This window comes from Rheinheimera sp. (assembly GCF_036782235.1).
Taxonomy (GTDB): Bacteria; Pseudomonadota; Gammaproteobacteria; order Enterobacterales; family Alteromonadaceae; genus Pararheinheimera.
The window spans coordinates 36,888-63,062 of record NZ_DAIPZL010000013.1; the positions used below are offsets into that span (position 1 = coordinate 36,888).

The 26,175-nt window shown below is 49.4% G+C and carries 16 protein-coding genes; 8 read left to right on the forward strand and 8 right to left on the reverse strand.

Annotated elements, in window-relative coordinates; all coding sequences use genetic code 11:
• Positions 1 to 7: 7 nt before the first annotated feature.
• From pstB to V7P87_RS13605, 4 genes are all read right to left on the reverse strand, one after another.
• Entirely contained in the window at positions 8 to 814 is an 807-nt protein-coding gene (gene pstB, locus V7P87_RS13590) for a phosphate ABC transporter ATP-binding protein PstB (protein ID WP_442967974.1), read from the reverse strand.
• Positions 815 to 909: 95 nt separating this feature from the next.
• Complete coding sequence (gene pstA / locus V7P87_RS13595) at positions 910 to 2,571, reverse strand: phosphate ABC transporter permease PstA (RefSeq protein WP_333797912.1); 1,662 nt, start codon at positions 2,569 to 2,571, stop codon at positions 910 to 912.
• Between the two features lie 15 nt (positions 2,572 to 2,586).
• Positions 2,587 to 4,875, reverse strand: a complete 2,289-nt coding sequence (locus V7P87_RS13600) for an ABC transporter permease subunit (protein ID WP_442967975.1) — start codon at positions 4,873 to 4,875, stop codon at positions 2,587 to 2,589.
• 235 nt (positions 4,876 to 5,110) lie between these two features.
• Entirely contained in the window at positions 5,111 to 6,073 is a 963-nt protein-coding gene (locus V7P87_RS13605) for a PstS family phosphate ABC transporter substrate-binding protein (RefSeq protein WP_296296096.1), read from the reverse strand.
• 312 nt (positions 6,074 to 6,385) lie between these two features.
• On the opposite strand from V7P87_RS13605, the gene V7P87_RS13610 reads away from it, so the two are divergent.
• From V7P87_RS13610 to V7P87_RS13630, 5 genes are all read left to right on the forward strand, one after another.
• A complete protein-coding gene (locus tag V7P87_RS13610; RefSeq protein WP_333797913.1) occupies positions 6,386 to 6,892 on the forward strand; it encodes a glycine cleavage system protein R in 507 nt (168 codons plus the stop codon).
• Positions 6,893 to 6,997: 105 nt separating this feature from the next.
• The gene (gene ppk1 / locus V7P87_RS13615; protein WP_333797914.1) at positions 6,998 to 9,115 is read left to right on the forward strand and encodes a polyphosphate kinase 1; all 2,118 of its coding nucleotides are present in this window, start codon (positions 6,998 to 7,000) and stop codon (positions 9,113 to 9,115) included.
• Positions 9,112 to 10,647 (forward strand): exopolyphosphatase, encoded by a 1,536-nt coding sequence (ppx, locus tag V7P87_RS13620; RefSeq protein ID WP_333797915.1) that lies wholly within the window; start codon positions 9,112 to 9,114, stop codon positions 10,645 to 10,647. Before ppk1 ends, ppx begins: the two co-directional genes overlap by 4 nt.
• Positions 10,648 to 10,814: 167 nt before the next feature.
• A complete protein-coding gene (locus V7P87_RS13625) occupies positions 10,815 to 12,107 on the forward strand; it encodes an amidohydrolase (protein WP_333797916.1) in 1,293 nt (430 codons plus the stop codon).
• A gap of 213 nt (positions 12,108 to 12,320) precedes the next feature.
• The gene (locus V7P87_RS13630) at positions 12,321 to 13,097 is read left to right on the forward strand and encodes a substrate-binding periplasmic protein (protein ID WP_333797917.1); all 777 of its coding nucleotides are present in this window, start codon (positions 12,321 to 12,323) and stop codon (positions 13,095 to 13,097) included.
• 61 nt (positions 13,098 to 13,158) lie between these two features.
• Here V7P87_RS13630 and phoR read toward each other — a convergent pair whose 3' ends face one another.
• Positions 13,159 to 14,496: a phosphate regulon sensor histidine kinase PhoR gene (phoR, locus tag V7P87_RS13635; protein ID WP_333797918.1), complete on the reverse strand. Its 1,338-nt coding sequence runs from the start codon at positions 14,494 to 14,496 to the stop codon at positions 13,159 to 13,161.
• Between the two features lie 110 nt (positions 14,497 to 14,606).
• Positions 14,607 to 15,293: a phosphate regulon transcriptional regulator PhoB gene (phoB, locus tag V7P87_RS13640; RefSeq protein WP_260655780.1), complete on the reverse strand. Its 687-nt coding sequence runs from the start codon at positions 15,291 to 15,293 to the stop codon at positions 14,607 to 14,609.
• 410 nt (positions 15,294 to 15,703) lie between these two features.
• On the opposite strand from phoB, the gene V7P87_RS13645 reads away from it, so the two are divergent.
• From V7P87_RS13645 to corA, 3 genes are all read left to right on the forward strand, one after another.
• Positions 15,704 to 18,400 (forward strand): hypothetical protein, encoded by a 2,697-nt coding sequence (locus V7P87_RS13645; protein WP_333797919.1) that lies wholly within the window; start codon positions 15,704 to 15,706, stop codon positions 18,398 to 18,400.
• A gap of 167 nt (positions 18,401 to 18,567) precedes the next feature.
• Entirely contained in the window at positions 18,568 to 21,255 is a 2,688-nt protein-coding gene (locus tag V7P87_RS13650) for a TonB-dependent receptor domain-containing protein (protein WP_333797920.1), read from the forward strand.
• 708 nt (positions 21,256 to 21,963) lie between these two features.
• A complete protein-coding gene (corA, locus tag V7P87_RS13655) occupies positions 21,964 to 22,908 on the forward strand; it encodes a magnesium/cobalt transporter CorA (RefSeq protein ID WP_260655775.1) in 945 nt (314 codons plus the stop codon).
• A gap of 105 nt (positions 22,909 to 23,013) precedes the next feature.
• Here corA and V7P87_RS13660 read toward each other — a convergent pair whose 3' ends face one another.
• A complete protein-coding gene (locus V7P87_RS13660; protein WP_333797921.1) occupies positions 23,014 to 23,949 on the reverse strand; it encodes a porin in 936 nt (311 codons plus the stop codon).
• A gap of 325 nt (positions 23,950 to 24,274) precedes the next feature.
• A complete protein-coding gene (locus V7P87_RS13665) occupies positions 24,275 to 26,035 on the reverse strand; it encodes a phosphoethanolamine transferase (protein WP_333797922.1) in 1,761 nt (586 codons plus the stop codon).
• Positions 26,036 to 26,175 lie beyond the last annotated feature (140 nt).

Sequence of the window (26,175 nt, forward strand, 5' to 3'; positions counted from 1 at the left end):
TAAGCGCTTAACCAAAACGACCAGTGATGTAATCTTCAGTCTGCTGTTGCGATGGATTGGTAAACATCTTGTTGGTGGCGTCAAACTCAATTAAATCGCCCATATACATAAAGGCAGTATAGTCAGACACACGAGCCGCCTGCTGCATGTTGTGGGTCACAATGACTATGGTGTATTTGTCCTTGAGCTCATAAATCAGCTCTTCAATTTTTAACGTGGAAATAGGGTCAAGTGCCGAAGCCGGTTCATCCAGCAATAACACTTCAGGTTCAATGGCAATAGCGCGGGCAATCACCAGACGTTGTTGCTGACCACCGGACAACCCAAAAGCGTTGTCATGCAGACGGTCTTTCACTTCGTTCCAAAGTGCGGCACCTTTTAGTGAGTTTTCCACCACTTCGTCCAGCACACGGCGATCTTTGACCCCTTGCAGGCGCAGACCATAAGCCACGTTTTCATAAATGGTTTTCGGGAATGGATTAGGTTTTTGAAACACCATCCCCACCTGGCGGCGCAGCTCAGCCACGTCCACTTTTTTGTCATAAATATTCTGGCCATCCATCAGAATTTTGCCTTCAATACGGCAAATATCCACCAGGTCATTCATGCGGTTAAAGCAACGCAACAAGGTGGACTTACCACAACCTGAAGGGCCGATAAAAGCCGTCACGCGTTTTTCCGGAATGCGCAGGTTAATGTTTTTCAGCGCCATCGACTCGCCGTAATATAAGCGTAAATCGTTGACTTCTAATTTAATTTTCTCATTTGCCAGGTTCAGTTCGGCGTCATTTAATATCATTTGTTGTTGGGTCATGATTCTTCTCTCATTACTGCAAAATTTGTTCTGGCAGGCAGCAAGCCTGCCTTTTGCCGGCAAAACCAAAGTTTTGCCCTTGATCTGTGTTCTGTTTAGTCTGATTCACTGCGGTATTTTTCCCGCAGCCTGTTGCGCAACTGAATGGCAGCCAGGTTCAGCACCATAATCAGGATCACCAACACCAATGCTGTGGCATAAAGCAGCGGCCGCGACGCTTCAACGTTCGGACTCTGGAAACCCACATCATAAACATGGAAGCCTAAGTGCATGATTTTTTGGTCTAAATGCACAAAGGGGAAATTACCGTCCACAGGTAAAGTCGGAGCCAGTTTCACCACCCCAACCAGCATCAGCGGTGCCACTTCACCGGCCGCACGGGCAATAGCCAGGATCAACCCTGTCATCATGGCAGGCGTAGCCAGCGGAACCACAACTTTCCATAAAGTTTCAGACTTGGTCGCGCCCAACGCCAGACTGCCCATCCGGATTGTGCTTGGAATACGTGACAAACCTTCTTCAGTTGAAACTATCACCACTGGCAAAGTTAATAACGCCAGCGTCAAAGATGCCCAGAATAAACCCGGGGTACCAAAAGTTGGTGCAGGTAAGGATTCCGGATAAAACAGCGCATCAATACTGCCGCCCATAATGTAGACAAAAAAGCCCAGACCAAACACGCCGTATACGATTGAAGGAACGCCGGCCAGGTTGTAGACCGAAATCCGGATCACCCGCAGCAGCGGACCATCTTTGGCATATTCACGCAGATAAATAGCAGCCAGCACACCAAAAGGTGTGACGATAATCGACATCAGGATCACCATAGTGACGGTGCCAAAAATCGCTGGGAAAATCCCACCTTCAGTGTTGGCTTCCCTTGGTTCGTCACTGAGGAAATTCCAGATTGCAGCAACGTAGTGCTGCAGTTTGTCTGTGGTGCTCATGGCATTTGGGAAATGGGCATGGACTATGTTGCCAAGGCTAATTTCCAGCTCTTTGCCTTCGGCACTTTGCACCAACAAAACGTCTCTTTTGGTTGCGGCGTACAGCTGTTCTAATTGTTGTTGCAGCACAGCATATTCAGCATCAAGCGCCGCTTTTTCTGTTAAAGCTTCGGCCTTGTGTGCCTGCAAAGTCACGGCATCGGCCTGTGCGAGCTGCAGTTTTCTTTCCTTAAGCCGCAAGGCTTCCAGCTTTTTGTTGATACGGCCGATATCACCTTTTTCAATCAGGGCAATTTGCTGGTAAATTTCATTGGCACGCGCAATACGTTGCTGCAGCTCTAGCCACAATTTGTCGCCTTCTGCCACAACCTGACCATCCTGCAACAACCGCAATGGGAAACCATAAAAGTTCCCCCACTCGCGCCGCTCAATCACAATGGCATTTGCTGGTTGTGACCAGTCTGATAACTGCGGCTGCAGAAACCAGCTGAAGTCACGGCCATATAAATCCCGGTTGCCCATTTTTAACAAATGGCGCTGATAAAACTCGGCCTGGGTTTCAAGCTTTATGCCCGAATCTTTCAGCACAGAAGCACTGACTTCTTCAGTTCTGACCAGCTCAGCCAGAATCATCTGTGTGCTGCCGTCTGCTTTGGTCAGTTTGACCTGCTGCAAATCGGCCGGCCAGAAATGACTGGCACCCTGCACAGTGATCAGGCCCAGCACACCAAGTACCATCACCAGACTCAGGGCAATAGCACCGGCATTTAACCAAATCCACGGCGTTCCTGTTCTAAACCACGCTTTCATCACTATGACTCCAACTTACAGGCTACTGAAGCGTTGACGTAAACGCTGCCGAATCAGCTCGGCGACAGTGTTAAAAATAAAGGTAAAGACCAACAGCACCAGTGCAGCCAGGAACAACACCCTAAAGTGAGTGCTACCCACTGCAGTTTCCGGCAGTTCTACTGCTATATTGGCCGACAAAGTACGCATGCCTTCAAACAGGTTAAAGTTCACAATAGGGCTATTACCTGTCGCCATCAGCACTATCATGGTTTCGCCCACGGCACGGCCAAAACCCACCATCACGGCCGCAAATACGCCCGGGCTTGCTGTTGGCAACACAACATTCATCATGGTTTGCCATGGTGTTGCACCCAGTGCCAATGAGCCCTGCGTCAGGTGTTTTGGCACGTTGTAAATGGCATCTTCGGCAATCGAAAAGATATTGGGGATAACCGCAAAGCCCATGGCAATGCCCACCACCAGCGCGTTACGCTGATCATAAGTAATACCGTTGTCAGTCAGCCACTGACGTAAATTGCCGGCAAAAAACATGTGGTCAATCACCGGGCTTGCCTGTACACAAAGGTAAATCAGCAACATGATGACCGGAATAAGCACCACCACTTCCCAGCCATGGCCCAGTGCAAAACGCAGTTTTTCCGGGGCATAACGCCACAGATAAGCAGTTGCAATCATCATCAGCGGCAGCAGCAGTAAAATGGAGAACACTGCACTTAAATAAGATTCAATAAAAGGCGCTAACCACAGGCCGGCTAAAAAGCCCAGGATCACTGTGGGCAAAGCTTCCATCACTTCAATGGTAGGCTTGACCTTGCCTCTTAATGCCGGCGCCATAAAATACGCTGTGTATAAAGCGCCCATCAGAGCCAGCGGCGTGGCAAATAACATGGCAAAAAATGCCGCTTTTAAGGTGCCTGACGCCAACGGCACCAGGCTCATTTTGGCTTCAAATTCATCAGAGCCTGAAGATGCCTGCCAGATATAGTCTTTTTCAGCGCGACCTTCATACCAGACTTCGTTCCACATCGCTTTCCAGCTGACTTCAGGATGGGCATTGTCCAGCGCAAAATGCTGCACTGTGCCGTTTTTATCAAAAGCCAGGAAACTCTGGTTGATTGGTGAAATGGCAATACGTGCAGGTTGCAGACCATCGCCCAAAGGTTCCAGCATCAGGGTGCGGGCTGAGGTGCCGTAATGAATGCCCAAATAACCTTTGGCATCAATGGCCATAAAACCTTTGCGCGAATATTCAGGTTCAATCTGCACAATAGCTGCCGGATGTTGCTCAAAGTCGCGGATATGTTTTAAGTGGAAGTTGTTGTGTTCATCACGCACTAAAAACCACTGACTGAGAGAACCGTCACTGCCACCTGCGATCAGCGACACTGAGCCCACCAAAAATTCCAGTGCAGTTAGCTGCTGACCAGCTTTTACCGCACTGATGGCTTCTACATAACGGGCTGATGCCGGGTCACGGATGTCGTAATAATGAATATTGCCTTCAGTATCAGCGACAAACAGGTTTTGTAAGGTGGTATCCACCAGCATTTTTAACACTGTTTTTGGTGCATCCGGCAGCTGATATTCACTGCGTTCTAAGGTCGTTTCGCCGGTTAAAAACTCGGTTTTGGCTTCAAACAGGTTGTAAGACAAACGACCATCGGCTGTAAAAGCAGTAATAGCTGTGCCTGAAGGACCTTCCTGCACCGCCAGCGATAAAATGGCCTGTTGTTTGGCATCCAGTTGCAAAGGTGTTTCACCCAGCGGGTAAGTCACCACCGGCACTATCTGCCTTTTGTCATTAGGGTAACTTAAGTTGTATTCGTGCTTGGCCACCAGCACCTGGCCATTGGATAAACCAAAAGCAATAATGCCGGAGCGGGGTTCACCCCGGGAAAAACTGGTGATGCTGGCGCCTTCTGGCAAGGCCAGTTGCAGTTTTTGCCTGTGCTCACCGGTATGAGCGTTAAAAAACTGCAGTTCACCGGCTTTATTGGCCAACAAACCCACTTCGCCATAACGCTCCAGGTTGGCAAAAATAGCGTCTTGTTCCGGGCTTTGATAACTCTGCTGCTGCTCTGTTGATGCCGAAGAGAAAATCGGCCCTACCTCTGAGAACAGGTACACAAAAATAGTGGTAAATGCCAGTACCACACTGATACCGGCAAAGGCGATGCCATAACGGGACATTTGATCTTTCAGACTACGCCAACGGCGTAACCGGGCGCGGCGTTCACCGCTGGGCAGCAACGATTGAATATCGGTCTGCGCGCTGGCTGAACTGGCTTGGTTAGGTTGCATTGTTGCACATCCACTTCTGACTTTAGGATGCTGCAAACTATAGAGCAGAAATATGTCAGAAATATTACATCGGGCATTTTTGTCACACAGTTGACACAAAAATGTCAGAATGACTGAAAAATCAATAACCTGAGCCGGCGGCTATCTGTATATCGATGCACTGCTTGCCCAAAAAACAACGGCGCCCAATGGCGCCGCTATGATTCTGCATGCAAGTTGTTCTAATGCAGTCTTGTTATTTAATGCCTAACTCAGCCAGCACTTTGGCTGCAACTTTATTTGGCACTGGGACATAACCGTCACGTACCACAATTTCCTGACCACGTTTAGACAACACCATCTTCACGAATTCACGCTCCATTGGCGCTAACTCTTTGTTTGGGTGTTTGTTGACGTACACGTACAGGAAACGCGACAGTGGGTATTTACCATCTAAAGCGTGTTCAGCTGTTGGCTCCACAAAAGGCTCACCGGCTTTTTTCGCCAGAGGTAAAGCACGGACACCAGAGGTGATATAACCAATCCCTGAATAACCGATACCGTTAATGGATTCACTAACACCCTGCACTACAGAAGCAGAACCAGGTTGTTCGTTGATGCTGGCTTTAAAGTCACCGTTACATAAAGCGTGTTCTTTAAAATAACCGTAGGTACCAGACACAGCGTTACGGCTGTAAGTGGTGAAGTCACGGTTGGCCCAGGCGCCTGTTAAACCCAGCTGACCCCAGCGAGTGACATCTTCTTTGTACGCACAACGACGGGTTGCCGAGAAAATGGCGTCAACCTCTGCAATGGTTAAACCTTTGATTGGGTTGTCTTTGTTAACATAAACAGCCAGTAAGTCGATAGCAACAGGCACAGCAGTTGGTTTGTAACCATACTTGGCTTCAAATGCCTGCACTTCTGATGGTTTCATCGCCCGGCTCATAGGGCCAAAGTTTGCAGTGCCTTCAGTTAAGGCTGTTGGTGCAGTAGAAGAACCGGCGCCCTGGATCTGAATATTCACGTTCGGGTAAACCTTGCGGTAGTCTTCCGCCCATAAGGTCATCAGGTTGTTTAAAGTGTCAGAACCAATGCTGGAAATATTGCCAGACACACCGCTGGCCTTTTGATAATCTGGCAGCGCCGGATCAACTTTGGTACTGGCGGCAACACTAAACGATAAAGTAGCGGCAACCAAAGTTGCGGTAGTTAACATGTTCAAAGCTTTCACTATGCTGTCCTCTGTTGGCAAAATCAGGCTTCGGCCTGTGGTTCGAATTCATGTCATCTTATGAGCCGAATATGACAATCATAAGAAGTAAATATGACAATATTATGACTACCAATAAATTTTACCGCTGTGCACTCTGGAGTTTTTAAGCTGAAGGTCTATAGTTTCGGCTTGCTAAATTTCAGCGGCTGTTTGCGACTAACGCCGCCGCCTGAGCTGGACATACCAGCACTAAGCAGTTAAAACTACAACAACAAGTTTGTGAATGATGTACAACTTAAAACAAGGAATTGCGCTATGAAGCAGTTGGTTCTGACACTGATTGGTAAAGATAAAGCAGGTTTGGTTGAACAGCTGGCAACTGTGATCAATGCTCATCATGGGAACTGGACTGCCAGTAATCTCAGCCATCTGGGCGGTTATTTTGCCGGTATATTACAGGTTGAAGTGGCAGAAGAACATGCAGCTGCTTTAACAGCGGCGCTGGAAACCATGCAGGAGCTGGATGTAAAAATTCACCAGGGCATCGAATCCAAAGTAAACCCACAACAACAACTGAAGTTTGTCATCACAGGCAACGACAGGCCAGGCATAGTGCGTGAACTGTCTTCGGTGATCAAACATAAAGGCACCAACATTATTCACTTTGAAAGCTCAAAACAAAGTGCACCCAACTGGGGCGTGCCGCTCTTTAACGCTATTGCCACAGTGGAATTACCACAAGGTTTAAATAAGGAAGAAGTGGTGCGCGCGCTGGAAGCTATTGCTTCTGATGTGGTGGTTGATGTTGAAGATCTGCATTAATAGCACCAGCAAACAGACAAGATAGCCCGCTACGGCTATCTTGTTCATAAATCTTTCATCAAATTGCCATAGAGTGCCGCTACCCCTGCGGATGATGGTCACCTTATGAATGCACAACAACAGACAGTAACTGAATTGCATTATTTCCCCAAAGAACTGAGCTGGTTAGCCTTTAATGAACGTGTGCTGCAGGAAGCAGCAGATGAACGCAACCCGCTGATTGAACGCCTGCGCTTTTTAGGTATTTATTCCAATAACATGGATGAGTTTTACCGGGTGCGGGTAGCAGATGTTAAAAGACGGATACTGCTGAAAAAATACCAGAGTGATGAAGAAGATGCTGAACAGCTGATGCTGGACATTCAGCGTCAGGTGCTGCGGTTGGGTGACAAATTTAACGGCATTTATCTGGAGTTGTTGCTGGAACTGCGTAAACATAACATTGAGTTTATCGACCAGCATAAACTGAATGAATCCCAGTCGGCCTGGGTGCGTACTTATTTCCGCGAGCGGGTGCTTCGGCATATTTCGCCTATTCTGCTGTCGAATGAAGATTTAAAGCTGTCAAAAAGGTTAGAAGACAACGCCACTTATCTGATGGTGGAAATGACCGGTGCCAATAAAGCCGAATACGCCATAGTGCAGGTGCCCACCGAAGAAGTGTCACGTTTTATTGAACTGCCGATTTATTTAAATAAAACCAAAAAACGCGGCCGTTACCGTCACCAGTTTATGATGCTGGATGATTTAATCATTCATTGTCTGCACGACTTATTCCGTGGTTTTTTTGAATTTTGTGACATTCAGGCCTTTTCACTCAAACTGACCAAAGACGCCGAATACAACTTAAGTGACACCCTGGACCAAAGCCTTTTAGATAAAATGTCCAGAGGTATTCGTCAGCGGCTTGAATCTGAGCCGGTGCGGCTGGTGTACGACGCCACTATGCCGGAACATATGCTGAAAATTCTGAAAAAACAGCTTGGCGCCAGCTCTTTTGACTCCCTTATTCCGGGCTCACGCTACCGCAACTTTAAAGACTTTATCAGCTTCCCTAATATTGGCCACGCCAGTTTGGAATATCCGCCGCTGCCGCCTTTGCCAAGCCCGGATTTTGAGCAGCACACCACCACTTTTGATGCCATTCGCAGCAATGACGTGCTGCTGCATTACCCCTATCACAACTTTACCTATTTTACCGAGTGGGTCCGCCAGGCGTCTTTTGACCCGAAAGTCACTTCGATCAAAATGACGATGTACCGGGTGGCCAAAAACTCGCGGGTCATCCATTCACTGCTGGACGCTGTGCGTAACGGTAAAAAAGTCACAGTGGTGGTGGAACTCAAAGCCCGTTTTGATGAAGAAAACAATATTCACTGGGCCAGAAGAATGACTCAGGCCGGCATCCAGGTGGTGTTTGGCCTCACCACGTTAAAAATTCACTCCAAACTTTGTTTAATCAGCCGGCAGGAAAAAGGCAAAGTGGTGAAATACGCCCATATCGGCACCGGCAACTTTAATGAAAAAACCGCCCGGGTTTATACCGATATGAGTTTGTTCAGCTGTCATGGCGAAATTTGTGATGAAGTGGATCAGGTGTTTGAGTTTATAGAATACAGCTATAAACCATTTAAATTTAATCACTTAATAGTGTCCCCTACCTGGAGCCGCGCCAAACTGACTGGCCTGATCCAGCGTGAAATTGACTTTGCTGTCAGCGGGCGCAAAGCAGAAATTCTGCTGAAAATTAATAACCTGGTCGACAACGACATTGTGGATTTACTCTACAAAGCCAGTCAGGCCGGGGTGAAAATCCGTATGATCATCCGCGGTATGTGCTCGCTGGTGCCGGGTATTCCCGGTAAAAGCCACAATATTAAAGTCATTAGTGTGCTCGACCGCTACCTTGAGCATGCGCGGGTTTATCAGTTCCACAATGGCGGAGACATCGACTTATACCTGTCGTCCGCCGACTGGATGACCCGCAATATCGACCAGCGGGTGGAAGTGGGTGTGCCTATTTATGATGCGCGGATCAAACAGCAAATTATGACGATACTGGATTTGCAATGGCACGACAACGTGAAAGCCCGTATCATTGACCAGTTACAACAGAATGCCTACGTCAAACGGGGCAATAAAAAGAATATCCGCTCGCAACAGGCCATTTATGATTATCTGGCCAGTCAGCAGTTTGGTCCGACGATTCAGGCAGAACCATGACCCAGTTAACTCCCAGTGCAATTGCTGCAGCCGAACTTATTGCTGCAGTTGACTTAGGCTCCAACAGTTTCCATCTGGTGATAGCACGCATCATGGATGGCGCTTTGCAGTTATTGCACCGGGAAAAACAAAAGGTTCAGCTGGCCGATGGTCTGGATGAACAGCTGATGCTAAGCGACGAGGCCATGCACCGTGGCCTGGTGGTGTTAAAACAATTTGCCGACACGCTGCAGGGCGTGCCGTCCGGCTCGGTACGGGTGATTGCCACTTACACCCTGCGCCGCGCCAAAAACGCCAACAGCTTTTTGCATAAAGCCAAAGCGGTATTTCCATACCCTATTGAAGTCATTTCCGGCCAGGAAGAAGCCCGTTTTATTTATCAGGGTGTGGCGCATTTTGAACATTATGCCGGCCAGCGCCTGGTCATGGACATTGGCGGTGGCAGTACCGAATTTGCCATTGGTTTAGATTTTCAGCCGCTGCGCCTGGCCAGCCGCAACATGGGCTGTGTCAGTTACGCCAGACAGTTTTTTGCCAAAGGCAAAATCAGCGAAAAACGTTTTGAGCGCGCTATTATTCAAGCAGAGCAAGAGCTTGAGAATATAGTCAACAACTACAAAACCACCGGCTGGCAACAGGTGGTGGGCACCTCAGGCACAATTAAAACCATTAAAGACATTATTAGTGGCCTGGGCTGGCATCCACATTGTATTGAGCTTGCGCATCTGGAAAAAATAAAACAGCTGGCCCTGGCGCACGAAAACTGCGACGAACTGGATTTACCCGGCCTGACTGAAGACAGAAAACAACTGCTTTGCCCTGGCCTGGCTATTCTGATCGCCGCTTTTAATATGCTGGATATCGACCAGATGTTGTATGTGGATGCAGCGCTGCGTGAAGGCGTGTTGTACGAAATGAGCGACCGGCTGCAACATCAGGATATCCGCAGCCATACGGTGGCAAGCCTGGTAAAACGTTATGCCATAGACACAGAGCAGGCCGAGCGGGTGAAAAAAACCGTACTGATGTTACATGCCAAGGTACAACCCAACTGGCCACTTGGCGATGAATGGCCGCAGCTGCTTGGCTGGGCCGCCACTTTGTATGAAACCGGCCTGCAAATTAATTCGTCCAGTGTGCAACGCCACAGCGCTTATATTCTGTCAAACACCAGCCTGCCGGGTTTTAACCAGGAGCAACAACAGCTGTTGTCTTGCCTGGTACGTTTTCACCGTCGCAAAATTAAACCTGATAAATTTCCGCCTTTTTATTTATTCCAGCACCAGCAGGTACATCAGGCGCTGGCCTTGTTCCGTCTGGCCATTTTGCTGAATCAAAAGCGCCGTGACGATGTGGTACCGGCACTTGAGCTGCACGCCAAAGGCAGCCAGCTGGAATTACAAATACCCGCTGAGTGGTATCAACAACAAAGTGTATTGGCAGCCGATTTGCTGGCAGAAAAAGAGCATCTGGCCACTGTTGGTATTGAACTGCAGTGCCCTGGCCTCAGGCAAACCTTGCTGGAAGAATAACAGCTGGCTGTGATTGCCAGCGCCCAGTAGCTGCAAGCCAAGATTTGCGATGCTGGCCAAAAGCCGATACCTTGTGCTGTAACTGAGTATTGTCATTTAGTTCTTTTATGAAGTTCTTTTATTGAGTGATGACCACCTGCCGGTGGCCAGCGCCACGGAGATCGACCATGCGTATTTGCCTGCCTGCCCTGTTTTGTTTCAGCGCTTTTTATGCACAAGCTGCCACCGCCGATTTAAAACCTGCACTGGAGCCACAGATCAGCAAGCTGATGCCACAAGTCATTAGCTGGCGCCGTGATTTACACCAGCATCCTGAGTTGTCCAACCGTGAATTCCGCACCAGCGAGCTGGTGGCCAAAGAGCTGAAAAATCTCGGACTTGAAGTACAAACCGGCATTGCCCATACCGGCGTGGTCGGTATTCTAAAAGGTGGCAAACCTGGTCCTGTGGTGGCGCTGCGGGCTGATATGGATGCACTGCCGGTAACAGAGCAGGTGGACATTCCGTTTGCATCCAAAGCCAAAGCTGAATTTAACGGCCAGGAAGTCGGTGTGATGCATGCCTGTGGTCACGACGCCCATGTGGCTATGTTATTAGGCGCTGCTACGGTGCTGAAATCACAGCAAAAAAATCTCACAGGCACTGTGGTCTTTATTTTTCAGCCGGCCGAAGAAGGCCCGCCGGCCGGTGAAGAAGGTGGTGCTGCGTTAATGCTAAAACAGGGTTTATTCAGCAAACTCAAACCCGATGCCATTTTTGGCGTACATGTGTGGCCGGGGCCTAGCGGCCAGCTGCAAGTCAAAGATGAAGGCATAATGGCCGCCGCCGACAGCTTTGAAATTAAAGTCAAAGGGGTGCAGGTGCATGGCTCCAGCCCATGGCGTGGGGTTGACCCTGTGGCTGTGACGGGTCAGCTGATCACAGCGCTGCATCAAATACCGGCGCGCCAGCTGGATGTCACCAAAGCACCCGCAGTGCTGTCGATAGGCCAGGTGAATGGCGGGGTGCGCTGGAATATTATTCCGGATGAAGTGACTCTGGGTGGCACAGTCCGCACCTTTGACCCGGACATGCGCGAACAGCTTTTGAGCAAAATGAAACATACCGCTGAACATATTGCTGCCGCCAGCGGCGCCAGCGCCGAGTTTAGCCAGCGTGGTTTTGCCGCTGTGACCTGGAATGATGTCAAACTCACCCAATGGGCCATGCCCAGCCTGCAATGGGCTGGCCGCGATGCAGGTGTAGCACCAATTAAACCTATTACTGCTTCAGAAGATTTTTCCTTTTATCAACAGCAGGTGCCTGGCGTGTTTTTCTTTTTAGGCATTAACGAACCGGGTGTCAGTGTGGAAAAAACTGCCCCGAACCACTCGCCGTTTTTTAAAATTCATGAACCTGCCATGGAAAATGGCGTGCGCGCCCTGACCGCTTTGGCAGTGGATTTTCTGCAAAAAACCTAATCAAACGACATCTGAGGCTAAAAACGCGGCAAAAGCCGCGTTTTTTTTTACCTGCTCAGCCTGGGCCGCCAGCCCGGCCGTGCGACACAATTTGCCATTCCAGCCTTGAGTTTTAAAGCCTTCTGCTATGCTTTAGCTGTTTCGTAAACAAAAACAAAAGCATCCAGGAATGCAGATTGGTAACTTCAGTTGCACTCTGTGATAAGGATTTTCATGATGTTGCCGCGTTTGTTGCTCTGTAGCCTTTTATGCTGGTTTTTCTGTTGCAGCAGTGCAGCCCTGGCAGCCAAACCTGTACTGCTGGTAGGCATAGGGTACAGCGATCAGGTGAATATGAGCCGCAAAGGCAGCAATTATCATCTGGATGTACTGCTGTGTTACCGCCTGTTTACCGAACTGGGATATCAGGTGAAATTTATTGTGGCGCCTTATGCCAAGTTGACGCAGTTGTTAGCACAGCGCCAGATTGATGTCGCTACCCGCCAGTCGGGCCAGTTGCTTGATACTTTGTATTACAGTCCGGTCTATTTACAGGTGCATAATCTGGTGTTCGCCCGGCAGGACTTCTCCGGCAATATCAAAACGATTCAAGATTTAAAAGCCTATCCGCTGGTTGGTTTTCAAAATGCCAGCCATGTTTTGGGGCAGGAATTTGCCAAAGTCAGCCGCGAGGCGCCGTCGTACCGGGAAGTATTTGACCATATTCAGGCGGTGCAGCTGTTGCTCAAAGGCCGCACTGAACTCTTGGTACTGAACAAAAACACCTTTTACCGGCGTTTGGCTGAGCTGCAACAACCAAGCTCATTGGTGCGTAGTTTTGACGTGTTACCTCAGGTGCAATACCGACTGGCGTTTTCACAACAGCCATTGCAGCAAAAAACTGAACCCTTGCTGCTGAAGTATCTGCAGCAAGGCGCTATTAGTGTTATGGAGCAACAAGCCATCAAAGCGCCAGAGCAAGTGGAAAAACTGCTGCGCCGGCATCGCTAAAACAAAAAGTTTAATCAGTCACAGCTGCCAAAACTCAAACCTTAAACTCAAACCTTAACAATCAGGCCGAAGATTTACGGCTGTTTTTTGCGGCTGTTGTCACCGGCAATACCAGCTCTGGCGGCAAGGCAAAAGAAAAACTGCTGCCATGTTTGGGTTCACTAAAAATCATCAGCCTGGAGTGATGGCGCGACAACACATGCTTCACAATTGCAAGGCCCAGACCAGTCCCGCCTGTGGTGCGGGTGCGGGCTTCATCCACCCGATAAAACCTTTCTGTTAAACGTTTGACATGATGGGCGGCAATGCCCTCACCATTGTCAGTGACTCTGAACAGCGCTTTTTGGTGTTCACGCTGCCACACTACTTCAATAATGCCGCCATCTGGTGTGTATTTAATGGCATTGGTAATTAAGTTAGAAAAAGCACTGCGCAGCTCTTCGGTGATACCTGTCACTTTTAAATCAGGGTCTATCCGGAACAACAGCTGATGCTGTTTATCACGGTTTAAGCTGTGGGCTTCCTGCTCCAGCAGCGCCAGCATGGCCGGCACGTCCACCACTTCATCAAAATGCACTTTGGCGGCTGCTTCAATACGCGACAGCGTCAGCAGCTGTTGCACCAGCGCATCCATTCTTTTGGTCTGATCGAGCATCACACCATGGGCTTTTTGCCAGACTGGGCCAGGCGGCATGCTGCTCGCGTCCATCATTTCCAGATAACCCTGCAGCACTGTCAGTGGGGTGCGCAGCTCGTGCGACACATTGGCGACAAAATCTTTGCGGATTTGCTCCAGTTGTTTCAGCTGGGTAATGTCGCGGATGATCAACAAATGTTGTTTTTCACCGTATTGCAGCATGCGATATTCCAGTGTCACATCCTCAGTTAAAGGCGACACCAGCTCCAGCGCAGTATCAAACTGCTGCAGCTGCAAAAACTGTTGAAACTCAGGATTGCGGATCAGGTTATCAATACGCTGGCGTTCGTCCATCGGCCAGCGTAAACCGGCCAGTTGCTGCGCCAGTTTGTTACACCAGACGATGGTCCAGTCGTTGCTAAGCACCACTATAGCGTCGGGCAAAGCTTCAGCGCCGTCGCGAAACCTGCGCACTAAAGCGCGTAATTCTTTGTTTTTCTTGCGGGATTTGCGCTGACGGTAATAAATACCATCAAACACTTGTTGCCAGCTGCCATCACCGGCCGGCGGCGACAGTTTTCTGTCACGCCACAACCATTTATCAAGTAAAAACAAATGCTTGTAATGCCAGCCAATAATGCCGACACACAACAATAATAAAAATTCGGTGGCCAGGTTAAACAACCAGCCGAAGAATAAAGCCAGCGCTGCCAGGCCAATCAGCCGCAGCGCTATTGTGCGTTTGGAGAGTAATAACCGCATAACACCTGCTTTGGGATAAAAGCCAGCGACTGCTGGCTTACCGGCTTTTGTGCAGCTGCCAGCCAACATCAGGGACCGGCTCAGCTGTCAGACAGCCTGAAAACTTCGTGTTACTTTACCGAAAAACGGTAGCCAGAGCCACGCACTGTCTGCACTAATCTGTCATGCCCTGCCACTGAAATGGCTTTGCGTAACCTTCTGATATGCACGTCCACTGTTCTGTCTTCTACATATACATTGGTGCCCCAGACATGGTCCAGCAGCTGCTCGCGGCTGTACACCCGCTCCGGATGGGTCATAAAAAAGTGCAATAATCTAAATTCAGTTGGGCCCATTTCCAGCGGATTTTCCGCGGCCATCACGCGGTGTGACACCGGATCCAGCTTCAGGCCCTGCACTTCAATCACTTCATCCAGGCTGGTTGGCGCCACACGGCGGATCACCGCTTTAATGCGCGCCATCAGCTCTTTGGGTGAAAATGGCTTGGTGACATAATCGTCAGCGCCCACTTCCAGCCCCCGCACCTTGTCTTCTTCTTCACCACGGGCGGTGATCATAATAATAGGAATAGCGCGGGTTAACTCGTGTTGTTTCATCTTTTTGGCGATCTGAATACCGCTGCCGCCAGGTAACATCCAGTCCAGCAATACTAAATCCGGATAAGGTTCGACCAGCTGGTTGATTGCAGCGTCAAAGTCACCGGCCGTGCTGGCCTGATAACCATTTTGCTCCAGCACAAAACACAGCATATCGCGGATTGGTGCTTCATCTTCCACTATCAAAATTCTTCTCGACATAACCTGTCACCCACCTGTCCTGTTGTATTGGACTTAGTATCTGCTGCCATTATGACAATTTTATGAAAGAAAGCGCGGCTTTTTCCAAAAGCACGTTTTTTGCGAATGAAATGTCATTGCCAGCCGCCAAAGCCAGCATTGTCGGGCTTGCCTGTGAAACTGTTTTTGTCCTATGCCAGCACTGATATTTATTACATCTTCCCGAAAACCTCACCACCAACAACAGCACAAACTGTGACAGTTTTATGAAGTTTTTTCTGCCAACAGAGCGCCAGCCCTTGTCATTGCTGCCCTGTGTCACATTGTCATCTCAGTGTCGATTTTCTGTCACAAAAGAGTCACAGCCTTCTTTTACCTTCAGCTCAGTTTTTTAATCCCTGACTTTGATTTCTGGCTCTATGGAGAAGAAGATGGCTTTTGCAAAAATTCTGAAATTAAGCGCTATGGCTTCAGCGCTGGCGCTGGCCGGCTGTGGCGGTGGTGATATTGTGATCAATACCGGCAGCAGCAGCAACCCAACCAATCCAACGAACCCAACCAATCCAACCACACCACCAGCTTCTGTCTGCCCGGCCTTTGCCAAACAAGGTGCTGCTTTAGGGGGGGTGACTAAACCTATCTGTGAAATCAGCGGCACTTTAACCGCGGATGCCACTTTAACAGCCAATATTGCCTGGGCTTTAAGCGGCAAAGTTGCGGTGGGTAATGACAATGCCAATAGCGCAGTATTAACCATTGAACCAGGCACCACAGTATTTGGTAAATCAGGGGCAGATTATCTGGTGATTGCCCGTGGCTCACAAATCCGTGCTGTAGGTACCAGCTCAAGTCCAATCGTTTTTACCTCAGTCAACGACATGATCGGTTCTGTGAACGAAGACTCCACTGCCCAATGGGGTGGTTTAGTGTTATTAGGCCGCGCGCCAAGCAACAAATGTGACGCTGCCGCTCTTGCCAGCTGCAAAATTGAAGCTGAAGGCAACGCCGGCCCATACGGCGGAGACAAGCCGGAAGATAACAGCGGTATTTTAAAGTTTGTGCAGGTGAAATATGCCGGTTTTGAAGTATTAACCGACAACGAATTAAACGGCATTACCTTCGCCGGTGTGGGTTCAGGCACCACTGTGGATTACATTCAGGTGCATAACAACCTGGATGACGGTGTGGAGTTTTTTGGCGGTACCGTCAATGCCAAACATGTGGTGTTAACCGGTAACCGTGACGACTCCTTAGACTGGGCAGATGGCTGGACAGGTAAAATGCAGCATGTGCTGATCCAGCACAGCAAAACCGACGCCAAAGCCAACCGCGGTATTGAAGCCGACAACCAGTCCGGTAATTTTTCAGCAACACCGCTGAGCAAACCGCAAATCGCCAACATCACAATTCTTGGCAACAACTACAAATCTGCCGACGCCGACTCTGAAGGTATTTTGCTGCGCGCTGGTACCGCAGGTGAAATTTACAACGCCATTATCAAAGGCCCGGCCGGTATGGGCGAATGTCTGGAAATTGAAACGCCACAGTCAGTACAGCACGCACAAAGCGGCGCTTTGTTAATGCGCAACTCTATTATCGACTGTAAAGAGCCGTTTAAAAATCCAAAAGATGCAGCCGGCAATACTTTACTGGATGTAAAAGCCTGGTTTATGGCGCAGCCTGGCAATATGGCCACTGACGCGCTGCTGGGTGGTTATATGCCAGCTTCAACTTCGCCTGCACTGAAAAACGGTTACAACGTCTCCAACTTTGTTGACGCCTGGTTTGACGATGTCGACTACATCGGTGCTTTTGATGGTGTATCAGACTGGACCAAAGGCTGGACTTTTGGCTTGCATCCAGCCACAGCCATTGCCGCTTGCCCTGCCGGCACCACTGAAGTTGCTTCTTTAACCGGTAAATTAAACTGTGAGCTCAAAGGTGATATCACCAGCAACGTCACTTTAGTGGCCGGTGCTGATTATGTGTTAAATGGCCGGGTGCGTATTGGTGTGGACAACACCACAGCCGCCACTTTAACAGTACAACCTGGGGTGACCGTCTATGGCCGCTCAGGTGCAGACTTCCTGGTGGTAACCCGAGGTTCAAAAATTAACGCCGAAGGCACCCAGCAAAACCCTATCACCTTTACCTCTTTGCAAGATGTGATTGGCGCACCAACAGCGGCCGGTCAGTGGGGCGGTATGGTGTTATTGGGCAAAGCACCAAGCAACAAGTGTGACCAGGCCAATCTGGCCGCTTGTAAAATTGAAGCTGAAGGCAACGCCGGCCCTTATGGTGGTGCTGATGTGAACGACAACTCAGGCGTACTGAAATATGTGCGGGTGAAACACGCAGGCTATGAAGTACTGCAGGACAACGAATTAAACGGCATTACCTTCGCCGGTGTGGGTGCCGGCACTACAGTGAGCCACATTCAGGTACACCAGAACCTGGACGACGGTGTTGAGTTCTTCGGCGGTACTGTCAACGTGAAGTACCTGGTTTTGACCAGCAATGGTGACGACTCACTGGACTGGGCAGATGGCTGGACAGGTAAAGGCCAGTATGTGCTGGTGAAACACGACGCCAACAACGGCGAAGCCAACCGGGGTATTGAAGCTGACAACCAGTCATCTAACTTCTCGGCCACGCCGGTTTCTAACCCGACTATCGCCAATATGACCATTATCGGCAACAGCTACAAGTCGGCCGAAAAAGACTCTGAAGGTGTGTTATTACGCGCCGGCACCAATGCCCAGCTGCATAACTTTGTCATTGCAGGCCCAACCGGCATGGGTGAGTGTCTGGAAATTGAAACTGCCCAGTCTCAGGCGCTGGCCGCATCAGGTGCCCTGGTGATGACGCACTCTGTGATTGGCTGCCCTGAGCCATTCAAAGGCACAGTATCTGCCAACCAAACAGTGAAACAATGGTTTGAAGGCCAGCAAGGCAACAAAACGGCGGCCGATCAGGCAGCTGTGCTGAATGGCATTTACACCATCGACACCACAACACCAAAAGATATGTCTGCTGTAAACAGCTTCTTCAGCAAATCCGCCACTGTGGGTGCTGTAGATGCCAGCAGCGACTGGACCAAAGGCTGGACTGTTGGTTTAGGCCAATAAGTCAAAAGCCGCCGGTTTGATGACCGGCGGCTTTGTTTTTGCTGCGGCCTTATGACAACAGCAAGACAAACACAAGACACTGATAAGACAACAGTTCGCTACATTTGACGCCGGCTGCACCGCATCTGATGCCCAGCCACCAAGTGAGCCCACAGGAATAAATAAAGATGAGCAGCAAGCATAGTTTTCAATACAGTCGCGTGAACCTGGGTGTGCTTTTGGCTTTAGCCACCAGCGCTGCCGTAGTTTTGATGCCCGCCTCTGCTACCGAAAGCCAGACCCCGGATGCCGCGCCGGTTGCACTGCAACCGCTGGCCGAGCAGGTTGAACGTATTAATGTATCAGGCCGTTTATTAAGTTCGGCAGCAGCCACAGCCGAAGAGCGCCGCCAACAGCCTTATGTGGCTGAACTTTTAGGCATGGAACAAATTTCCCGTGCCGGTGACAGCAATGCCGCCAGTGCACTGCGCCGCGTGACTGGCCTGACGCTGGTCAAAGACAAATTTATTTACGTGCGTGGTTTAGGTGAACGTTATTCGTCTACCTTACTCAACGGCGCCCAGGTACCCAGCCCCGATCCAACCCGCAACGTGGTGCCGCTGGATATGTTCCCGGCCGGTATTATTGAAAGTATGGTGGTACAAAAAGCTTATTCACCTGAATTACCGGCTGCCTTTGGTGGGGGTAATGTGAATATCCGCACCGTCAGTATCCCACGCGAGGAAATTTTTAACTTCTCTATTGGCACCGGTTATAACAGCTTAAGCTCAGACGATGGTCTGGATTATCAGGGCGGTGGTGATGACTGGCGCGGTAAAGACGATGGTTCGCGCGGTTTATCAGCTGGCCTTACCCAAGCGCTGGATCAGTACGGTTCGCTGGATGTGGTGAAAATTGCCCAGGGCCTTGGCGGTGTTAGTGCTGACAACCTGGCCAAAGCCGAAGCCATTAACCGCAGCCTGGGCCTTGAGCTCAACCGCAATATGGATTTTCGCAAAAAAAGCATTGGCCCTGAGTACGATGGCAGCCTGTCTTATGGCAACAGATTTGACATAGGCCAGACGGTTTTTGGTCTGATGGCGGGTGTAAGTTACGACAAATCCTCAGAAAACTTTAAAGAGCAGGAACGCTATTATTCCATCAGCTCGGGCAACAACTTAACACCACTGAACCGTTACGACGATATCCGTGGTACCGAACATCAGGTGAAACTGTCGGGCATGCTGAACTTTGGTCTGGAATGGGACGAAAACCACAGATTTGAAACCTCCAGCATTTATCTGGCCGACACCAAAGATGAGCTGAAAATCAAAACCGGTGATTCGATTGAAACCATCAACGAACAAAACCGCGAAAACGAAGATTATTCAGTGTTGTATGAAGAACGCACCATGCTGACCAATCAGATCCGTGGCCGTCATACCCTGACGTTCCTGAACGATTTAGCTTTGGACTGGCAATACACAGACGCCAAAGCCGAACGTTATGCGCCAAACGAAGTGGAATACCGTTATGTGCGCCAGCTGGCCAACGATGGCAGCCTGGAAAACCGCACTATGCGCCGCAGCGACAACGCCGCTATCTATCAATTTGGTACTTTGGAAGACAACACCGAAAATGCCAGCTGGAATGCCAAATACCCCATGACATTAGGGGACACTGAGCTGACCCTGAGCACTGGTTATGCCTATTTTGAACGCCAGCGTAACGCCAGCACCAACAGATTTAAAATGGACACCCGCGGTTTTAGCAACGAAGAGTTAAGCCAGGCTTATTCGGCGATTTTCTCCGATGCCAATATCAGCAACCCGGCGAAGAAGTTTTTATTATCTGACGTGACAGCCCAGGCCGACGATTATGTGGCAGCCCAGCAAACTGATGCCGCTTATGCCGGTGTAGAAGCCACTTACGACATGACATGGCGGGTCAATGCCGGTGTGCGTTATGAAGACTTCCGTCAGGTGTCTATTCCGCTGAACCCGGCCACAGGCGCAATTGAAGGCAATTTGAGCGACTTCCCACGCCAGGAAGACGACCTCTACCCTTCTCTGGCCGTGACCTGGATGCAGTCGGAAGAAAACCAATACCGTTTTGGTTTTTCTGAAACCGTAGTGCGGCCGGATTTACGTGAAGTGACCCCAGTGCTCTTTATCGACCCTATTACTGACTTTAAAGTCATTGGCTTTTCCGGTTTAAAAAGCACCAGCATCAGCGCTTATGACTTACGCTGGGAGCAATACCTGGACAGCGGCAGCAACTACAGCCTGGGTGTGTTTTATAAAGACTTAACCAACCCTATTGAAGCGGTTGAACTCAAAGGCTCTGACGGTAACCTTCTGATGTCATTCAGAAATGCGCTCGGCGGTGAAGTATACGGTGTGGAAGCTGAAGCTTTGCAAAAACTGGATATGTTTGAAGGCAGTGTTGGCGAGCTGATGGACAACTTCTTTGTGGTCAGTAACTTCACGTACAGCGAATCCGAAATTGAAATTGAATCGCTGGGTGAAACCAACCTGACCAACTTAAAGCGCCCGCTGACCGGCCACAGCAAATATGTGGTGAATATGCAGCTGGGTTTTGACTCTGACAACGAAGCGCACACCGCTACTTTAACCTACAACGTCTTTGGTAAACGTATTGCCTTTGCCGGTATCGACGGCAAAGATGACGCTTATGAGCAGCCATTCCACTCGCTGGACTTTGTGTACTCTTACAATGTGTTGCCAGAAGGCACCATTAAAGTGTCGGCAAAAAACCTGCTGAATAAAGACGTGGAAATTCTGCAACAAGGCGAAATTTTACAGCGCCGCGAGCAAGGCCGCAGTGTGGGTTTAAGTTATAGCCAGAGGTTTTAATGCTTTTGCTGCGTTCAGCAGTTGTGAGCAACCATCGCAGCCGTTGCCGAGTTTAGCGACAGTGGCTGCACACTGTGAATAGAGAATAAGCCCTGGTAAAAACCGGGGCTTTTTTATGACTGACAGCGTAAATTGTACTTGCAGTCCCTCAACCGCTGACGTTGCTCTGTAATGCCTGCAACATGGTGCTGATGCGGTGCTCGCACTAGCAGTAAAAATATGTAAACTACTGATTTGATTTATTTATTTAGCACCTGCAGCATGGCTGCTGATGCGGTGCTCGCACTAGCAGCAAAATATGTAAGACACTGATTTTATTGGTTTATTTAGCGCCTGCAGCATGGCGCTGATGCGGGGGCGTTTTTTGTGTCACTTTTTGTCGATACAAAAAGTGACTCGCCTGCGGGGGCGAGACCCCGCTTCTACAGCAACCTCAGCTGCCAGCTGACAACCAGATCCTGCCGCAAGCAGAAAACCAAACCACCCGCTGGTATTTCCAGCTTGACGGCAACCAACCGCCTTCTTATGATCGCCGCAACTTTTTATTCAGAGACCCATGCCTTGGACATACCCAGTCGAATTTTTTGGTTTTAACTGACTCCTGTCCGAGCCATCATGCGGCCTGACCGGGGCGCGTGAGTTTTTTCTTCTCACATCAAAATCACTACCGGGTTTGCTCAGCTGGATCTGCTTTGGCAGGAGAAGGCCATGCTCAGAATTTTTAACCTGCAACAACAACGGTTACAGCGGCTGGAATTACAACAACATGCCGATGTGTCACAGGCTATTTGGCTGGATTTACAAGAGCCGGATTTGCAGGAGCGACAGTTTGTCAACGACCAGTTTGGTCAGCAACTGGCGGAAAAACTGGAACTGGATGACATTGAAGCGTCAGCCCGTTTTTTTGAAGACGAAGACGGTCTGCATATTCACTCGTTGTTTTTTTATCAGGAAGCTTTAGCCGGCACCACCACAGTTGCTTTTACCATCCGCGACGGCCGGCTGTTTACGCTGCGCGAACGTGAGTTGCCGGTGTTCCGCCTCTACCGTATGCGCGCGCGCAACCATTTATTGTCGGTGGGCAATGCCTACGAGCTGCTGCTGGATTTATTTGAAATCAAAATTGAGCAGCTGGCAGATACTATTGAAGAAATATCTTTGGCGCTTGAAGTCATCAGTCAGGTGATTTTAAAAGGCAAACAGGACGAAGCTTTTAAACACAGTTTGTCACGTTTAACAGAACTTGAAGATATGAGCTGGAAAGTACGGCTTTGTTTGATGGATACCCAGCGTGCGGTGAGTTTTTTGCTGCGTAAAGCTCGTTTGCCGGTAGATCAGCTGGAGCAGGCGCGGGATGTACTGCGTGACGTTGAGTCGTTATTGCCACACAACGAGTCGTTTTCACAAAGGGTGAACTTTTTACTGCAATCGGCCATGGGTTTTATCAATATTGAACAAAACCGCATTATTAAAATTTTCTCTGTGGTGTCGGTGATTTTCCTGCCGCCCACCCTGGTAGCCAGCAGTTATGGTATGAACTTTCAGTTTATGCCGGAGCTTAACTGGCAATTTGGTTACCCGCTGGCGATTGGGCTGATGTTAATGGCGGGTCTGGCACCTTATTTGTTTTTTAAACGCAAAGGCTGGTTATAAGCCGGGTTGTAAATCTGATCAGTTCAACAGCACAATAGGCTGCAAACAAAAACCCCACTGTAAAAGTGGGGTTTTGTTTTTGTTTAATAATACAGCTGCGCTGAATTAAAACTTATGTTCTAAACCAATGGCCAGATAATCGCTGTCGGCTTTGTTATCAAAATCAAAGCTGGAGTACCAGGCGAATAACTTGGTGTCTTTACCCAGTTTATAGTCGGCACCCAGGCTGTAACCTTCATGCTCTTCCAGCGTCTGGAACTGCGCTTTTAATTCATAGTTTTCAATTGGGTAAGCTACGTTTGCCAGCCAACCGTCATCTTTGGCACCACCGGCCATAGGTTCCTGCTGCTGCACACCGGCACCCAGTTTAAAACCGGCCAGTTTGGTTTGTACAAAAGCACGGCTGGTGTCATAACCGCTGATATCGTTGTCCATTGCAATTGATGCAAAAATGGCGCTGTCTTTTAAACCATCGTCACCATACATCAGCGCCACTGACTGACCATCCTGACCTTTGGCCGAATCTTCCATCACATGGCTCACCTGCACTGAAAAACCGTTAAAAGACGGGCTGACATAAGCCAGCGAATTGCTCATACGGTTTTCACCACGCCACAGGGTTTTAATGTCGGCTTCGTAATCGTTAAATAAATCCAGTTTGCCTTGTGACAGCTTCAGTGCAGTGTCGTTGCGGCCGGCTTTAATGGTACCGAAGCTGCCTTTAATGCCTATAAACTGGTCACGGGCTTTGATATTTTTTTCGTTGGCTTCATCAGATGGATCTACTTCCCACTCCAGCTGATACACCAGCGTCAGTTCGCCATCCAGGGCGTAATCACCTTTTAAACCAAAACGTGAGGCATTGCTTTTTAACTCGCTGAACGAACCTTCGCCTTCATCGGAGTTTTGGGCTGTGACGTTAATTTTACCGTAAACCGTCAGCGGATCAGCTTGCAGTGGTAACGACAAGCCGGACAACAGCGCAAGCAACAAAGTGTTTTTAACAAAGGTGTTTTTAGCAAAGGCATAGTGGGCGAACATAGGTAAATCCTTCTCAGCATTGAGGAAAAAGGTTCGACAGCTCAAACCCGTTGAGTATAACCGCTCTGGTTAAAATTCAAGGGAGAAACCGGCAACAGCACGGAAATTTTCCGCATTATCACAGTTAAGTGTCTGTAAAGTGACACTTTAGCGTCATTTTCATGTCGTTCGGATGGCTATTTTATGGCTGTTATATGACAACAATATGACAATGCAGCACCGACCAGTGTCGGCGCTGTATTGGCTGTTGCTGTGAATGACAACGAATTGCCAGCCTTAGGGCGGCTTGCGCTGTGATGTGGCCCTTGCTGACAACGGGCCATACTCAGGGCTGGACCGGGCTGGGTAAAGTTTTACAGGCGCCGAGCCGGGTGGCAGCGTCAAAGTCGATGCCGGAGGCCAGAATACGGCGCGGCAGTGCAAACTGCGTGGAGGCAAAACTTTGTGCCAGCCGTTCGTCGGCATATCGGAGCTGGGCTAAATCCAGCATGGTATGAAAAGTCTGACTGGTCATTAAAGGTGCGTCACGCCGCTGTTGCAGCAATTGTGTTTGCTCAGGGTACTGTGCTTTAAACTGAGCCGAGCCCCACCACAAAGCCGCTACCCTGTAGTCAAACTCAGTGTTATGGCCATGGCCGCTTTTATCACAATCACCGTCAAACAGGTTTTCACCATGGTCCGATACCAGTAACAGGCTGCTGATGGCTTGTTGTTTTTCCAGCTGACGGATCAGGTTAAACAGCAGAAAATCGGTATAAGCCACTGTATTGTCATAGGCATTATTGAGTTTTTCTTTATTGGCTCTTTGGTGCATACCAAGCGCCTCGCCTTTCCCTGAAGGCTGAAATAAATCAAAACTGTCGGGGTAACGGTCGGCATAACTAAAATGACTGCCCAATGTATGTAATACAATCAGCTGCTTAGGTGCTGCTTTTTCCAGTACCCTGGTAAAAGCACCCACCAGCACATCATCGTAAAAACCTTCTTTTTTATAGCCCACCGGATTTAAATATTGCACTTCGTCCGCTTCGCTGGCGTGCAAAGCCACAGAGCTGTCATGTACACCGAGCGGACTTTGGGTGGATAACCAGGCGGTGGCAAAACCTGCTTCTTTAAATGCGGCCACTAACGAGGTTTCCCGCGAAAAATAGCTGTGATCCTGCGCCGACTTACGCGACAAAATCACCGGCACCGACATCCGGGTCCAGGCCCAGGGGCTGACCATATTGGTAAAACTCACCACATCGCCAAGGCCAGCCAACCTAGGTGTGGTGGCGCGCTGGTAACCATTCAGTTGCAACCGGTCCGGCCTTAAGGTTTCGCCAATCACCAGCACATAAATCTGTCGCTCTGCTGCGGGCGGCTGTGCACTGACAGGCAGGCTCTGACTGGTACCAAAGCGAAAATCGGCCACAGTGGCGGCCACCTCGGCCAGAGCCGCTTTTTGCACTCTGAATTCATTGGCCGCCAGCAGTAAGTTCAGTGGATAACTCTGATGATACAAATTATGGCTATTGGGCAAAGGGCGTTTAGAAAGCTCAGTTTCAGTGGCATTACGGCCCTGTTTTACCGGATACAAGTCCCGATACACCAGCTCTTGCTGATACAACCAACCGCCCCAGCACAACGTCAGCAGCCACACCAGAGGCCGGCCATAACGGGGCCACTGTAACCCCTGCACTTTACAGACTGCGCTGGCGACCGCGACCAGCATTAGTACCAGCATAATGGCCGGTAAAATCAGCCAGCCAAGGCCCGACAAATAACCGGCGGCTTCGGCCAAATCGGTTTCAGCAATAATGGCCATGGCATGGGCGTCTGTCACTTTTTGATAAGTCGACAGATAAAACAACTCCTGCGGCGCCAATAACGCAAATGGTAACCAGAGCCAAAGACCGGTAGCGAGATTGCGACTGACGGACAGCAGCAATAACAGCAATAGCAACGCTGGCAAAATGCCATGTTGCACCAGCGTCAGCACATTGCCTTTTTGCATCAACAAATACAGCTGCGGGGACAAAATCAACAGCACTAACAACAACAATGTCGTTGGCAAGGTCATACGATGTTTTAGCAATAAATTCATAAAATCTTCTGATTTAACTTGCCAGTTCCTGCAAAGATTCAGGCTGGGATCTAATGACTGTTATAAGCACTTCATAGCGGTTCAGGCCGGACTGTTGCGCTGATTTGCTACTTTTATTGTGCACTTTGCTCTAGGTCGAG

Coding starts and splice junctions, on each gene's coding strand:
- pstB (WP_442967974.1), bottom strand. CDS start 814: ATGACCCAACAACAAATGATATTAAATGACGCCGAACTGAACCTGGCA.
- pstA (WP_333797912.1), bottom strand. CDS start 2,571: ATGAAAGCGTGGTTTAGAACAGGAACGCCGTGGATTTGGTTAAATGCC.
- V7P87_RS13600 (WP_442967975.1), bottom strand. CDS start 4,875: ATGCAACCTAACCAAGCCAGTTCAGCCAGCGCGCAGACCGATATTCAA.
- V7P87_RS13605 (WP_296296096.1), bottom strand. CDS start 6,073: ATGTTAACTACCGCAACTTTGGTTGCCGCTACTTTATCGTTTAGTGTT.
- V7P87_RS13610 (WP_333797913.1), top strand. CDS start 6,386: ATGAAGCAGTTGGTTCTGACACTGATTGGTAAAGATAAAGCAGGTTTG.
- ppk1 (WP_333797914.1), top strand. CDS start 6,998: ATGAATGCACAACAACAGACAGTAACTGAATTGCATTATTTCCCCAAA.
- ppx (WP_333797915.1), top strand. CDS start 9,112: ATGACCCAGTTAACTCCCAGTGCAATTGCTGCAGCCGAACTTATTGCT.
- V7P87_RS13625 (WP_333797916.1), top strand. CDS start 10,815: ATGCGTATTTGCCTGCCTGCCCTGTTTTGTTTCAGCGCTTTTTATGCA.
- V7P87_RS13630 (WP_333797917.1), top strand. CDS start 12,321: ATGATGTTGCCGCGTTTGTTGCTCTGTAGCCTTTTATGCTGGTTTTTC.
- phoR (WP_333797918.1), bottom strand. CDS start 14,496: ATGCGGTTATTACTCTCCAAACGCACAATAGCGCTGCGGCTGATTGGC.
- phoB (WP_260655780.1), bottom strand. CDS start 15,293: ATGTCGAGAAGAATTTTGATAGTGGAAGATGAAGCACCAATCCGCGAT.
- V7P87_RS13645 (WP_333797919.1), top strand. CDS start 15,704: ATGGCTTTTGCAAAAATTCTGAAATTAAGCGCTATGGCTTCAGCGCTG.
- V7P87_RS13650 (WP_333797920.1), top strand. CDS start 18,568: ATGAGCAGCAAGCATAGTTTTCAATACAGTCGCGTGAACCTGGGTGTG.
- corA (WP_260655775.1), top strand. CDS start 21,964: ATGCTCAGAATTTTTAACCTGCAACAACAACGGTTACAGCGGCTGGAA.
- V7P87_RS13660 (WP_333797921.1), bottom strand. CDS start 23,949: ATGTTCGCCCACTATGCCTTTGCTAAAAACACCTTTGTTAAAAACACT.
- V7P87_RS13665 (WP_333797922.1), bottom strand. CDS start 26,035: ATGAATTTATTGCTAAAACATCGTATGACCTTGCCAACGACATTGTTG.